The sequence below is a fragment of the Pseudoalteromonas sp. T1lg23B genome (assembly GCF_002964665.1).
Taxonomy (GTDB): Bacteria; Pseudomonadota; Gammaproteobacteria; order Enterobacterales; family Alteromonadaceae; genus Pseudoalteromonas.
Window position 1 is genome coordinate 328,442 of the sequence record NZ_PQBZ01000013.1, and the last position, 13,570, is coordinate 342,011.

The 13,570-nt window shown below is 44.3% G+C and carries 12 protein-coding genes; all 12 read left to right on the plus strand.

The genetic code is table 11. From position 1 onward, the window contains the following. The 12 genes from C2M32_RS05070 to C2M32_RS05125 all read left to right on the plus strand — a co-directional run bounded on the left by C2M32_RS05070 (nt 1) and on the right by C2M32_RS05125 (nt 13,427). Nucleotides 1–924: a sterol desaturase family protein gene (locus C2M32_RS05070; protein ID WP_158678141.1), complete on the plus strand. Its 924-nt coding sequence runs from the start codon at nt 1–3 to the stop codon at nt 922–924. 14 nt (nt 925–938) lie between these two features. Next, the gene (locus C2M32_RS05075) at nt 939–2,624 is read left to right on the plus strand and encodes a fatty acyl-AMP ligase (protein WP_105167414.1); all 1,686 of its coding nucleotides are present in this window, start codon (nt 939–941) and stop codon (nt 2,622–2,624) included. A 75-nt stretch (nt 2,625–2,699) separates the two neighbouring features. Continuing rightward, the gene (locus C2M32_RS05080; protein ID WP_105167415.1) at nt 2,700–3,194 is read left to right on the plus strand and encodes a DUF2165 family protein; all 495 of its coding nucleotides are present in this window, start codon (nt 2,700–2,702) and stop codon (nt 3,192–3,194) included. 24 nt (nt 3,195–3,218) lie between these two features. After that, nucleotides 3,219–4,346: a Rieske 2Fe-2S domain-containing protein gene (locus C2M32_RS05085; RefSeq protein ID WP_105167416.1), complete on the plus strand. Its 1,128-nt coding sequence runs from the start codon at nt 3,219–3,221 to the stop codon at nt 4,344–4,346. A gap of 193 nt (nt 4,347–4,539) precedes the next feature. Then, nucleotides 4,540–5,637: an aromatic ring-hydroxylating oxygenase subunit alpha gene (locus C2M32_RS05090; RefSeq protein WP_105167417.1), complete on the plus strand. Its 1,098-nt coding sequence runs from the start codon at nt 4,540–4,542 to the stop codon at nt 5,635–5,637. 51 nt (nt 5,638–5,688) lie between these two features. After that, complete coding sequence (locus C2M32_RS05095; protein WP_105167418.1) at nt 5,689–6,321, plus strand: glutathione S-transferase family protein; 633 nt, start codon at nt 5,689–5,691, stop codon at nt 6,319–6,321. 63 nt (nt 6,322–6,384) lie between these two features. Continuing rightward, complete coding sequence (locus C2M32_RS05100) at nt 6,385–7,563, plus strand: winged helix-turn-helix domain-containing protein (protein ID WP_105167419.1); 1,179 nt, start codon at nt 6,385–6,387, stop codon at nt 7,561–7,563. Between the two features lie 39 nt (nt 7,564–7,602). Then, complete coding sequence (locus C2M32_RS05105) at nt 7,603–9,960, plus strand: efflux RND transporter permease subunit (protein WP_105167420.1); 2,358 nt, start codon at nt 7,603–7,605, stop codon at nt 9,958–9,960. Nucleotides 9,961–9,989: 29 nt separating this feature from the next. After that, nucleotides 9,990–10,787: an outer membrane lipoprotein-sorting protein gene (locus C2M32_RS05110; RefSeq protein WP_105167421.1), complete on the plus strand. Its 798-nt coding sequence runs from the start codon at nt 9,990–9,992 to the stop codon at nt 10,785–10,787. A gap of 59 nt (nt 10,788–10,846) precedes the next feature. Then, a complete protein-coding gene (locus tag C2M32_RS05115; protein WP_105167422.1) occupies nt 10,847–11,314 on the plus strand; it encodes a 3-hydroxyacyl-ACP dehydratase FabZ family protein in 468 nt (155 codons plus the stop codon). A 60-nt stretch (nt 11,315–11,374) separates the two neighbouring features. Continuing rightward, the gene (locus C2M32_RS05120) at nt 11,375–13,168 is read left to right on the plus strand and encodes a fatty acyl-AMP ligase (protein WP_105167423.1); all 1,794 of its coding nucleotides are present in this window, start codon (nt 11,375–11,377) and stop codon (nt 13,166–13,168) included. 1 nt (nt 13,169) lies between these two features. Continuing rightward, the gene (locus tag C2M32_RS05125; protein WP_105167424.1) at nt 13,170–13,427 is read left to right on the plus strand and encodes an acyl carrier protein; all 258 of its coding nucleotides are present in this window, start codon (nt 13,170–13,172) and stop codon (nt 13,425–13,427) included. The last annotated feature ends 143 nt before the right edge of the window (nt 13,428–13,570 follow it).

Genomic DNA, 13,570 nt, shown 5'->3' on the forward strand with positions numbered 1-13,570 from the left:
ATGAAAGATGTCATGGAATTGAACACCAGCAAATCAGTTTGGAGTCATTTACTGGTACTTGTTTGGCCAGCGGTGATGGCGGCTTCTCTGGCGATGTATTGGTGGCTAATCGGACCGATGGCGATGTCCTACGAAATGGCCATACAGTTTCATTTTTTGGGGCTTATGGTCGGGATTTTCATTTTGGAGTTGATCATTCCTTATCACAAGAGTTGGAATAAATATGACCGCCAAGGATGGAATGATTTTCTCTACAATATTACCTTCCCCGTCGCACAAATTGGCGCCACGGTTGTCGCGCTTGCAGTGGTGGGCGCACAAGCAGCACCGGGCAGTGAAAGTTTGTTCAACATGAACCTACCGTTTGTACTTGAGCTGGCCATTATGATCCTCATCGTTGATCTCATTTGGTACATATGTCATCGCTCATTCCATACCTTGCCTATGTTATGGAAGTTTCACTCGCTGCATCACAATAGCCACCAATTGCACGTATTGAACAATGCGCGTGTGCATCCGTTGGAAGTGTTTACTTTCTTCTTGCCGATTATGCTTGTGGTGTCGGTGATTGATGTACCTGCAGCATTATTGAATTGGTACTTTGCGTTTCAACTGACGGTGGGCCTATTAACCCATTCCAATGTTGCCGTCAGAAGCGGCTGGTTGTCTTACGTCTTTAATACACCTGAGTTGCATCATTGGCATCACAGTAAAATCAGAGATGAACATGACAACAACTATGGTTCCGTGTCTATGATTTGGGATCATATTTTTGGCTCTTACCTTAATCCAAAAGATCGTATGGCTTCGAAGGAAATAGGGGTAAGCACTTACGTACCTGAAGGGTGGTTTAGTCAGCTATGGGCACCGCTTAAACGCGGAACTACAGCCAAAGCGCCCGCGCCAAGCATTGTTGAGAAGTAAGGAGTACTTTGATTATGCAGCAACAAGGAGTTTCTCAAGTGCTGGCGCAACATGCTCAGTTGCTAGGTGATAAAAAGGCGTATAGTTACTATGCGCCGCGCGCTACGCGCCCCACATCTATCACCTACCGACGCCTACATGAGCGTGCGTGCGCTATCGCCGACCTTGCCACACAGCATCAGCTAGCTGGTAAATATGCATTATTAATGTATCCACCGGGGCTGGAATTTGTGGAAGCATTTTTTGGCTGTATGTATGGCAATATGTCGGCCATACCCATGTACATTCCTCCGGGTAATGAGCCAGATAATCGTCTGCGTTCAATCACCAGCGGAATTGATGTGGCGGTGGTGTTTACCACACGAGACAAGGCTGAACAGGTTGGCTATCAATTGGAAAAATTGTTCGATGGCAAAGACTACAAAATTATTTGTACTGACGCAGTGCGTGCATTTGATTTTGAGGGGGTTATGCCGGAGCTGTCATTCGATGTTCCGCCTTTGATCCAGTTTACCTCTGGCTCGACCGCAAACCCCAAAGGGGTCATTGTAGGGCATGACAACCTGCTGGCAAATTTACAAATGATCCAACGTGGATTTGCTAAACATGCCCAATTACGCACAGATGAAACATCGGTTAGCTGGTTACCATTTTTCCATGATATGGGCTTGATCTGGAGTATTTTGTATCCAGTGTATACCGGCGGCAGTGCCGTATTGATGTCTCCCAATGATTTTCTTCACAACCCCAGCAAATGGCTACAGCTGATGTCGAAGTATTCAGCAAGTGTTAGCGGCGCGCCCAATTTTGCTTATGACTACTGTGTTACGCGCATCAGAGATGAACAATTAGAAGGCGTTGACTTAAGCAGTTGGCAGGTGGCTTTTAATGGTTCAGAGATGATCCGTGCGACCACTATTAAGCGCTTTATTGAGCGATTTAGTCCGTATGGTTTTGCTCATAATGCCCCGTTCTTCTGTTACGGCATGGCGGAAACCACGCTCTATGTGGCGGGTGAAACGGGCGTGATAGCAGAGCAGGGACTAACGCAATTGAATGTCAGTGTGGGTAAAGCTGATGAGCTGGCCGAAGTCATCATCGTTGATGAGCAAAAGCATAAGCTTGCTGAGGGGGAAACAGGTGAGATCTGGGTGCGAGGGCCGCATGTTGCAAAAGGTTATATCAACAACCCCAAAGCGACGGCAGATACCTTTCAAGCAACGCTGGATGACAGCGACAGTGAACAGACCTATCTCAGAACTGGAGATTTGGGGTATCTAAACGATGGCAAGTTACATGTGGTTGGCCGACTGAAAAACATGTTGATTGTCAACGGTAAGAACTACTACGGGGAAGAGATTGAGTACTTTGTTTCAAAATCGCGGGATTACTTCGTTGAAACAGGAGCTTGTCTGATTCAGGTCAATGAGGGCTTAGAAGATGCTGAGGTGATTTTTATCCAAGAAATTCAAAAGTCTAGACTTGATGAAGTCAATGGGCAATTACCCCAGTTAGAGGCGTTGGCGGTGACGCTCAGTGGTCAAATCCTCAGTGAATATAAGCTGGCAGTACATCGGTTTATTTTCTTGGGGACAAGTCGATTGCCTCGTACATCAAGCGGAAAAATTGACCGTGCTCGAGCCCACGAGGTGACGTCGCCGCAGTTGTTCAATCATGTACTTGATGTGTATACGCGATAAAGATATTGGCCTTGTTCGCACCTAGAACAAAGGGTGTCATGAACGAGCGTAGCAAAAGTTAAAAGGAAAATTTGCATGGTAAGGTTGTTGAAAATTGTACTGATGTTTTGTGTCAGTTGTTGGGGGTTTGTTGGTGTACTGAGTAACTTGATGGACTATGCGCCAGGCTTGGAGCAGGTCAGATATGTACTGAGTATGGAAGGGGCAGCAGACACCCCAGGTATCGAGTGGCGCAGTATCCATTCACCTGTGATAGCGACACTCGGATTTGCGATGATTTATTTATCTAAGTTTGCAACTGGCACAGTGTGCTTGTTTGCAGCCTACAAGATGTTTGCAGCACGCAATGATGATACGGCTTTTGAAGCCGCTAAGCAGTGGGGAATATTTGGTTGTGGCATAAGTGTAGTGATGTTGTTTTTGGGTTTTATTGTCATAGCAGGCGAATATTTTGAGTATTGGCGAGTGCCAACTTTGGGGATGATCACCCACCACTATGCATTTATCTACACCATGTGTTTGATGAGCTTTATTTTGTTTCTACAAAGCCCTGAAAAGCATACTAAATAATTCAAGAGATTACGGATAACGATTATGGATAACAAAAAATTTCCGACCAAAGCTTGGTATGCCGCTGGCTGGAGTCATGAGATCAATAATGAATTACCTCTAAAAAGAAAGATATTAGGCAGTCAGATCATATTTTTTAGGGATCTGGAAAACAAGGTGGTTGCCCTTGATGCGATGTGTCCTCACCGAGGTGCTGACTTGGGAATTGGTAAAGTTGTTAACGGCAATATTCAATGCCCGTTTCATGGCTGGGAGTTTAATGGCGCAGGGAAGTGTGCGGCAATTCCATCTCAGTGCCCATCAAAAAATATTCCTAACAACGCGAAGGTGAATTCCTATCATGTTGTTGAAAGTCAGGGCATTATTTGGATTTGGGGGGAGAAAAGTGCGCCGAGCGATCCAAATCCTCCTCATTACTACTTTTTGGAAGAAGATTACGGTCGAGGTATGCGTCGCGTAAGAGATATTCCTATTTTTGCCAATGCACCATTTTTAAGTGTGGTGGAAAATGCCATCGACAATACTCACCCTCCGTTTATTCATCCCGGCACACTTGCGGGTGAACCACCTAGAGTGGCTGATCAGGTGATCCGTTATGACGACGATATGCGCGGTTACTGGGGTCAATTAGACCCAAGCGATCCAATCCATGATGATGTAAAAGGCACCGAAGGCATGTTGGGGCTTAGTCGTCGTTTATTGGGGGTAACTAGATTAGATCGTGAAAAGTGTTACTTCCGCTTCGACCTAGGTGGAGTGGTGTACTTCTATGACCGATTTGTATCCGGACACGAGCAAGTTGCATTATTTATGGTTACGCCAGCGGATGATACTCAATCATGGTTCTTTGGTGAACACGTTCGTTCATTCGCCAAAAATGCACTGGTGGATTACATCATCAAGAAATGGGTTAGACAGCTAAATGGTGAAGATGTTGAGCATGTTGAGCTAATGCTTTCATCACAACAAACCTATGGCATCGACAAGCCGGTAAGTGTGATTGCAGATAGACCTGCGCTTGCCTTCAGACGGGTATTTTTCAGAAATATTCCAGACGAAGATGAGCAGCAGGTGCAAGGTGCAGCAGATGCAAAATCAGTTGCAAAGCACGATGCAGAACATGAAGTAATTGCTGATACATCCAGCTCTTAATAGCAAGTAACACAACGGTTTCTGACAGATGAGCGGAGCTATTCACAAGACTCCGCTCAGGTTCGCTGTCAGAGATAAAAAGTAACGTGGTGTGAGACTTAGAAATAATGGCCTTGAATAATGACAAGCAAAAGTCGAGCAATTTCTAAGTCTTACAAGTCATTATCTAGCAAAGTCACCAAGGAGGTGCAGTATGAAGGACGTTAAGTCATTAGGATTAAATCGCGAAGCCTACTTCAGCGAAGAATGGTTTGCCAAAGAACAAAAAAATGTATTTGCACAAAACTGGAGTTTTGTTGGTGTAGTAAATGATGTGAAAAACAACGGCGACTACATCTGTACAACGGTTGGTAACTTACCCCTGTTTGTGATCCGAGATAGCCAAGGTGAACTCAGAGCATTTCATAATATTTGTCGTCACCGTGGCACCGTGATGCTACGTGATTCTGGCAACATTAGCAGCGCGATTGAATGTGGCTACCACTGCTGGCGTTATGATTTAACGGGCGAGCTTCGTTCTATTCCACAGCAGTCAAAACAATTTAGCCGCGTTGATAAAAAAGAGCTTTCACTTTATCCAGCCGCCGTTAACGTTTTCAAGAGTATGATCTTCATTCATCCAGACCCAGACAACGCACCTGATTTTACGCAGTGGATAGGCGAGTTTGGGCAGCACTTTGGACCTTATGACCTTAGTGAACTTGAGCAAATACATAGCGTTAACTATGATATGAAGGCAAATTGGAAGCTATTTATTGAAAACCACATCGAAAGTTATCACCTATGGTACGCCCATAAAAACTCGATCCTAGGATTGGATCATAAAAACCAGGTGAATTACTACTACAATGGTCACTGGTCGTTTTTTCAACCCACTTTGGTGGAAGGAAAAATGGCGGAGTTCGAAAAATACTTACCTTCTAAAATTATTGCCCCTAACGAGACGTGGTTTGGTTCTGGGGATCACATGATTTACCCCAATTTGGGTGTGGTAACTGGGGCAAAGTTTGTTGCCATGTTGAAAGCCGTGCCAACCTCAGCAACGACCAGTCAGGTTCAGATCCGAGTGTTTGGTAAGTTTATGGATGAAGGTGAGGAAGACCAAGGCCAGTACTACGAAGATGCTGGAAGCAGTGAAGAGTTTAACGTTAACCAAGAAGACATTGATTTATGTGAGCGTGTTCAGCAAGGCATGATGTCTGATGTAGGTGGAATTGGTGCACTGGCTGAGGATTATGAGCAGTCAATTAAACATTTTCACGACAAGTATTTAACGGAGATGGCGGAGTAAATAACGCCGCCTATTTCAAAGTAAACCAATAGAAATAAAGGATTAATTGTGATGATTAAATTATATGGTAACCCCTATTCCAGAGCTAACCGTGTTAGATGGGCGCTTGAGGAAATGAATGTACCGTATCAAGAAGAGTTGACCAAATTGGGCAGCGAAGGTACCGGTTCAGAGCAGTTTCGAGCAATCAATCCAAATGCCCGCATCCCTGTTATTGATGATGCCGGTCTAGTGCTGTTTGAGTCAGTACCCATTTGTCTTTATCTGGCTAAAAAGTACGGTGCTGACACACTGTATGTTGATGATGTGCACGACGAGGCTATTTTACTACAGTGGTCTGTCTGGGCGATGACGGAGCTGGAAAGCCACATTGAAGTTGCTTCATTACATCTAACTTGGTTTGACGAAAGTATCAGAGACCCTAAAGTTGCTGACAAAGAGCAAGGCGAAGTAATGCGCTGTTTGAACATGCTTGAAAAAGCGATTGAAAAAACAGGATTTTTGGTTGGTAGCCACTTTACGATTGCCGATCTTATCGTCAGCGAGGTACTGACAAATGTGGTTCACGCTAAGGTAGATTTAAAACCTTTCCCGAAACTAAACAGTTATTTGCAAAACAACTTGTCGAAACCATCGGCGAAGGCGGCGTTTGCCCCTGATGTGATTGAGCCAGTATTGGGCTAGTTGTAAAAGCGTTAAGGGCTTGTCTGCGGACAAGCCCTATTTAGTGAGGAAGTGGAGTGTTATATGGAGCAGTTTGAGCAACTAAGGCGTATTACGCTGGCCAAACAAGGGTTACTGTCAGAGGTCGAGTCGACAGATGGCTTGCAAGCAAGCAAACTTGTTATTGAGCATTTGGGCTATGTGCAAATTGATACGCTAAGTGTTGTTGAGCGCGCCCACAATCATGTGTTGTGGAGTCGCGTACCTAACTACAACCCAGACTACCTCAATCAATTAATTACGGAACAAAGCATTTTTGAATATTGGTATCACGCTGCGGCGTACTTACCGATGCAAGACTACCGATTCGCTTTGATACAAATGAACAGCATACGTAATGGGGAAAACCGATACTTTCAAAGTACCCAAACCAAGATGATGAAAGACGTGCTAGCGCAGGTTAAATCTGAGGGGCCATTGCGACTGCGAGATATTGATAAAAAAGGTGGCAGCAAAGGCAGTTGGTGGAGCTATGGACCGGGTAAACGCGCAGTGGAGCATCTGTTTATGCGTGGTGAACTAATGGTGTGTAAGCGTAACGGTATGGAAAAAGTCTATGACTTGCCAGAACGCTGTTTGCCAAGCGGTTTGAACGTAAGCACACCATCACTGTACGAGTACGCAGAGTATTTGTTTAATACCACCAAAAGAGCCCATGGTGTGTTCAATTGGAAGCAACTCGTGCATTTACGACCCGGTAAAGCGCTCAGAGAAGTCATGCGGCAACTTCTTAATGACCACATTCAAGCTGGAGATATTACGGTCATCAAACATAGCAAGGGCAAAGAACTTTACGTTGATACCCACACCCTTGAGCAACCCATTCAATGTAAGAAGGTGGTGAAGATTTTGTCGCCTTTTGACAATTTAGTTATCCACCGAGAGCGACTCAATGAGTTGTTCGGTTTTGATTACAAAATAGAGTGTTACGTCGCTCAAGACAAAAGAAAGTACGGTTATTTTTGTTTACCTATTTTGTTTGGTGATCAGCTTGTAGGGCGCATTGATTGTAAAGCCCATCGTAGTGAGCAGCGTTTTGAAGTATTGAGCTTACATTTAGAGGACTTGGCGTTTGATAGGCAGGAGTTCTTCTCTTTGCTGATCAAAGAATTAGAGAAGTTCGCTGGCTTTAATGGATGCCCGATATTGGATAAAAAAGTTGTCGATAAAAGCTACCGAAAACAGTTAGCACTATCGGCATAAATATTTATAAGTCGTGAAAACATAAAAGGAAATTCGTTTATGATGAATAAAATTTTTAACTTTGTAATAAAGCACCCCATATGGGTATTTGTTGCAATAATAGGGCTGGCTTTTCTCGCCTCTAACGGGGCAAAAAACCTGCTTTTTAAATCTGATTACCGAGTTTTCTTCGGGCCTGAACATCCGCAGTTACAAGCTTATGAATCGATGCAAAAAGTATACAGCAAAAGCGACAACGTATATTTTTTGGTGGTGCCTAAAGACGGTAATGTGTTTAGCAAAGAACACCTTGCTTCCATTAAAGAGTTGACCAAACAAAGCTGGCAAATACCTTATTCTTCACGGGTGGACTCGATCACAAACTTTCAACATAGCTATGCAGAAGGTGATGATTTGGTTGTGGAAGACCTAGTGACAGATGCGCAAAGTCTCAGTGCTGCGGATCTTAATCGCATCAAAGAAATTGCCTTAAATGAACCCCAGCTAGTAAATAAGGTGGTATCTCAGCAGGGGCATGTGTCAGTGGTGAATGTTACGGTCAGATTGCCAGGCGTCAATCCAATTACCGAAGTACCTGAAGTTGCGGCATTTGTGCGTGAACTCAAGGCACAATATTTGGCCAATAATCCCGGCGCTGAAGTGTATCTATCGGGCATGGTGATGATGAACACCGCATTCAGTGAATCATCAATGGCTGATAGCGCCACGCTTATTCCACTGATGTTTTTATTGGTGATAGTCACCATTGGCGTGTTACTCAGAACGATTACCGGCACCATCGCCAGTGTGACGGTTATTATAATTAGTATTGCCAGTACCATGGGACTGGCCGGTTGGTTAGGGTTCTATTTGACCAGCCCATCATCGGTTGCACCTATTATGATCTTAACGCTCGCGGTGGCTGACTGTGTGCATATTCTCAGCACCATGTTCTATGAGATGCGCCAAGGTGTAGAGAAAAAAGCGGCCATTGCCAAAAGCTTACAATTGAATTTACAGCCAGTGTTTTTAACAACGGTGACCACCGCAATCGGCTTCTTGTGTATGAATTTCTCTGACTCACCACCGTACCGTGACTTGGGTAATTTAGTTGCAATGGGGATTTTCCTCGCCTTTATTTTCTCAATGACGATTTTCCCTGCGATGTTGTCGATTCTGCCGGTTCGAGTGAGTAAAGATATCAGCGATAGCCAGAATAATATGCACAAGCTAGCGGGTTTCATCATCGCCAAGAAAAAAGTGTTGTTGCCTGCTGTAAGCATTATCACTGTAGCGTTGGCGCTGAATGTTGCTAACAATGAAGTAAATGATGACTACGTAAAATACTTTGATGAAAGCGTGCCCTTTAGAGCATCTACCGATTATATGCAGGAAAATATCTCTGGTATGACGATTTTGGAGGTATCGGTAGATTCAGGGCAAAGCAGTGGTATTTACGAGCCTCAGTACTTAAAATTTGTGTCTGACTTTAGTGATTGGTTACGTCAACAACCCGAAACAGACCATGTTAGTACCATCACCGATACCATCAAACGCGTAAATCGTAATATGAATGGGGATGACCCCAGCGCCTATACCTTACCCACATCTCGTGAGTTAGCCGCACAGTACGTTCTATTGTATGAGCTATCTTTGCCATACGGTTTGGATTTAAATAGTCAGATTAATATTGATAAGTCTTCAACACGTTTAATCGTCACGTTCAAAAACCTCACCACCAGTGAGTTGATAGATGTAGAGCAGCGTATTCAAGCGTGGTCGGCGGCAAACAGCAATCAATATCGTATGGACATTGCCAGCCCCAGCTTGATGTTTGCACATATAGGGCAAAGCAGTGTCGAGAGCTTGTTGATCAGCACCACCATTGCATTACTGGTGATCTCAGTTGTATTGGGTGTGGCGATGCGCAGTATCCGTTTTGGTTTAGTCAGCCTGCTGCCTAACCTTGCACCGGTGTTGGTTGGCTTTGGTATTTGGGGCCTAATGGATGGGCAAATTGGTGTGGCCTTGGCTGTGGTTGCGAGTATGACCTTAGGAATTGTGGTGGATGATACCGTGCACTTCTTAAGTAAGTATTTTCATGCGCGACGTGAGCGTGGAGAAACCCCAGAGCAAGCGATTTATTATGCCTTTGGCAACGTTGGCCGCTCACTTTGGATCACCACGTTTGTTTTGGTTGTCGGTTTCGCCGTGTTGTCTATTTCCAGCTTTAAAACCAATGCCGATATGGGACTGTTAACGGCGATTACCTTAGTGGTTGCGTTAATCATAGATTTTCTGTTCTTGCCACCGCTGCTATTGGCGATTGATAAAAGTAAAAGTAGCAAAGCCAAAGAAACGGATGCCCAGTGGGATGAGCAACAGGGTGACTTAGCGCTGAAGCGAAAAGCAAGCTGATCAGATAACACAAGAAAGGAAATAATCTCATGTTAAATATAAGAAAACTAACACATTGTACCTTGCTATCTGCATTGTTGCTGTGCAGCCAAGGCCTGCTGGCAATGGAAGGAGCACAAAAGGGATTGCAGATCTCCAAAGAGTACAAGACCCGCGATACCGGTTGGGGTGATAGCAGCTCAGAGATCAAAATGATTTTACGCAATACCGAGGGGCAAGAAAGTATTCGCAAGATCACGTTTAATACCCTAGAGCAATTGTCGGATGGGGATAAAAGTCTCACGGTTTTTGTGGAGCCGTATGACCTCAAAGGCACTGCATTTTTGAGCTTTTCTCATCCAGTAGGGGCGGACGACCAATGGTTGTACTTACCTGCGCTGAAACGCGTAAAGCGCATTTCTTCGAGTAATAAATCAGGGCCGTTTATGGGCTCCGAGTTTGCTTATGAGGATTTAAGCTCATTTGAGGTAGAAAAGTATACTTACAACTATTTGGGTGAAGAAGAAGTCAACGGCCTAGCAAGTTATAAGGTTGAGCAGTTTCCGGTGGATGAAAACTCTGGTTACAAAAGACGTATCGTTTGGATAGACAAAGACGCCTATCGTATTCAAAAAATAGAGTTTTATGATCGCAAAGACTCACTGCTAAAGACTTTAACCTATTCCGGCTATAACAAGTACATCGAAGGTTTTTGGCGCCCCGATCATGCGCAGATGGTGAACCATCAAAGCGGAAAATCGACATCACTGGAGTTTTATAACTATCAGTTTCGTGAGGGCTTAAGCGAAAGCGACTTTAGCCAAAGTTCATTAAAACGATTACGTTAACCCTTGGCACCCCGAAGCGTGTTCGCTTCGGGGTGGCACTAAATGAGAGCAGATTGAAGATGAACTTTGAACGTTTTAAGTTTTTGCAGCGCATTGACGTAAGTGATAAACAAACTCAGCAGCTCAAGAGCTTGATTGAAATACCCAATCATTCAGCGATTTTAGACGAGCACTTTCCGGGGCACCCCATTGTACCTGGAGTATTACTCATTGAAATGATGGCCCAATCGGCGGGTAACTTGGTGTTGTATAAGTCCGATTTTAGCCACATGGCAATTCTGGCTGCGGTATCTCACAGTAAGTTTGTCAATTACGTGGTGCCGGGCGATAGGCTCACCTGCGAAGTGGAGCTACTAAGCTTTAGTCGTGGTTTTGCACTTTGTGAGGCGCAAATTTTGAAAGACAACAACCTCGTTGCATGTGCTGAGTTACGCATGAAGGTGGTTGATTTTTTCAACGAACAAGTAAAAAACGCGGTAGTAAGCAACTTCAAAGCCATAGCAAACACACACCAACCAGCTCTGTAGTAGACATGTGTAGTTGGGTTGGCAAAGGACGTGCGGCTATGAACAGATGGAAAAATAACGATGGAAATACTAACCGATGAGCTTAATCTACAAGCTTACAAACTAGCCGACGATGGCTTACCTAATTTTGTACAAATATTGTCAACACTCGCGGTAGAAAAGCGTGATGACACCGCTTTGCTGTTTCTCAGTGACGGAGAAACAGAATTGCCAGCGATGAGCTATGGGGAGTTTCACACTCAAGCGATGAAATTTGCCGCTGGACTGGATAAACAGCACATCAACAAAGGGGATCGGGTTGTGTTGTTATATCAATCGTCTTATGAATTTGCGGTGGCATTTTTCGGATGTTTGTATGCTGGAGTGATCTCGATTCCGCTACCCGTACCGAGTAGGCGTGCCAGTGATTGGGAAAAAATAGAAAAAATAACCAATAGTGCTGGGGCAAAATGGGTGATCACCTATGAAAAAGCCTATGACAGAATCGCCCAAAATGCCGAGCGTTATCTCACAGATACACAGCTGAACATTGTGTTACACGAAGTGCTGATGCAATCCCCACCCAAAGCTGCGCAAAACATAACAGGCAGTGATATTGCCTTTTTGCAATACACCTCAGGCTCAACGGGTCTGCCAAAAGGCGTGACGTTAACTCATGATAACCTGATTGAGAATCAGATTATTCTCAAAAAAGGCTTTCGGAATTTTGGCTCGTCTACGTACCTTTCTTGGTTGCCGCTTTATCATGATATGGGGTTAATTGGTAACTTTCTACAGGCCATTTATATTGGTCAGCCCTTCATATTTATGGCGCCAAACGCGTTTTTACAAAAGCCGCTGCGCTGGTTAAAAGCCATCTCTAAACACAAAGTCAGGGTCAGCGGTGCGCCTAACTTTGCTTATGAGCTGTGTGTGGAACGCATCAGTGAAGAAGATAAGCAAACACTAGATTTAAGCTGCTGGGAAGTGGCCTTTAATGGGGCAGAACCCGTTCGTGCGCAAACCCTCAAAAAGTTTACCGACGCCTTTGCTTGTTGTGGTTTTAAAGAGAGTGCCTTCTACCCTTGTTATGGTACAGCGGAATCAACATTAATCATTAGCGGCGCGATTAAAACGCAAGAGCCGGTCTATTTAACGGTGGATAGAAGCTCCTACGAATGTAGCCAGATCCAACCCGTTGAGGAAGCGGCAACATCCTCTGATAGCATCACCATTGTCTCTTCGGGTGTGCCTTTGATTGAAGGGTCTATTGTGATTGTGGATAGCCAAAGTAAAACTGAGCTTCCCCTTATGCAGGTTGGTGAAATATGGCTGCATAGCCCATGTAATGCAATCGGGTATTGGGATAACGAAGGAGCCACCAGAGAAGCGTTTCAAAACCGCCTTGCAAACGATGACAGCGCAAAGCGCTACCTTAACACGGGTGATTTAGGTTTTACCGATGGAGAGAATCTATTTATTACGGGCAGAGTCAAAGACTTACTGATTTTTAATGGCCGTAACATTTACCCACAAGATGTTGAGTTGTGTAGCTACAACGCCCATGAAGCACTGAGAAATGAGCGATGTGCCGCGGTGTCGATTTATGACAATAACCGAGAGCGTTTGCTTCTCATTCATGAGGTAGAGCGTACTCATGTTAAAAATGCCGATTACGATGAAGTGATTGAAAGCATTAGAAAAGCGGTATATCAAGAATTTGCTATTCCCGTCTATGGTATTGCAATCGTGCAACCTTCGACTATACCTATGACTTCAAGTGGAAAAATACGCCGCCAAACATGTCGGGAGCAATTTATTAACGGTCAGCTTAGTTTAGTGACCAAGTGGATGTTAGATAGGCAAGGAGTTTAAAATGGAAACACGTCAAATCAAAGACCTAGTGATGAGCTGGGGCACTCGTTTTGTAACCAAAGACTTTAACGAAGAACACATGAAGCTGGATATGTCACTGTTGGGGCTAGACTCAATTGATGTGGTCGAGTTTTGCGAACTGCTGGAAGAAAAAGTGGGTATTTATGTGGACTTTGAGTGGGTGATGGATTGCAGTAATTTAAATGAGCTGGTGGACAAGGTAAAAGCCGAGATGGCTCAGGAAGTCTCAGCACTTTGAGTCGTTGGTTTGTATATGAGTATGTAAACCTATTTCTATCTTTACCAGCGCTATGAAAGCCCCGTTTGTTTACGGGGTTTTTTGTGTCTAAATCTGGTCAGGGAGCATGGTATTGTTGTGATAAATTCACTGAAATGGAACAT

What these genes read in the sequence shown, in the direction of transcription:
- C2M32_RS05070 (WP_158678141.1), top strand. Translation starts at nt 1, where the DNA reads ATGAAAGATGTCATGGAATTGAACACCAGCAAATCAGTTTGGAGTCAT.
- C2M32_RS05075 (WP_105167414.1), top strand. Translation starts at nt 939, where the DNA reads ATGCAGCAACAAGGAGTTTCTCAAGTGCTGGCGCAACATGCTCAGTTG.
- C2M32_RS05080 (WP_105167415.1), top strand. Translation starts at nt 2,700, where the DNA reads ATGGTAAGGTTGTTGAAAATTGTACTGATGTTTTGTGTCAGTTGTTGG.
- C2M32_RS05085 (WP_105167416.1), top strand. Translation starts at nt 3,219, where the DNA reads ATGGATAACAAAAAATTTCCGACCAAAGCTTGGTATGCCGCTGGCTGG.
- C2M32_RS05090 (WP_105167417.1), top strand. Translation starts at nt 4,540, where the DNA reads ATGAAGGACGTTAAGTCATTAGGATTAAATCGCGAAGCCTACTTCAGC.
- C2M32_RS05095 (WP_105167418.1), top strand. Translation starts at nt 5,689, where the DNA reads ATGATTAAATTATATGGTAACCCCTATTCCAGAGCTAACCGTGTTAGA.
- C2M32_RS05100 (WP_105167419.1), top strand. Translation starts at nt 6,385, where the DNA reads ATGGAGCAGTTTGAGCAACTAAGGCGTATTACGCTGGCCAAACAAGGG.
- C2M32_RS05105 (WP_105167420.1), top strand. Translation starts at nt 7,603, where the DNA reads ATGATGAATAAAATTTTTAACTTTGTAATAAAGCACCCCATATGGGTA.
- C2M32_RS05110 (WP_105167421.1), top strand. Translation starts at nt 9,990, where the DNA reads ATGTTAAATATAAGAAAACTAACACATTGTACCTTGCTATCTGCATTG.
- C2M32_RS05115 (WP_105167422.1), top strand. Translation starts at nt 10,847, where the DNA reads ATGAACTTTGAACGTTTTAAGTTTTTGCAGCGCATTGACGTAAGTGAT.
- C2M32_RS05120 (WP_105167423.1), top strand. Translation starts at nt 11,375, where the DNA reads ATGGAAATACTAACCGATGAGCTTAATCTACAAGCTTACAAACTAGCC.
- C2M32_RS05125 (WP_105167424.1), top strand. Translation starts at nt 13,170, where the DNA reads ATGGAAACACGTCAAATCAAAGACCTAGTGATGAGCTGGGGCACTCGT.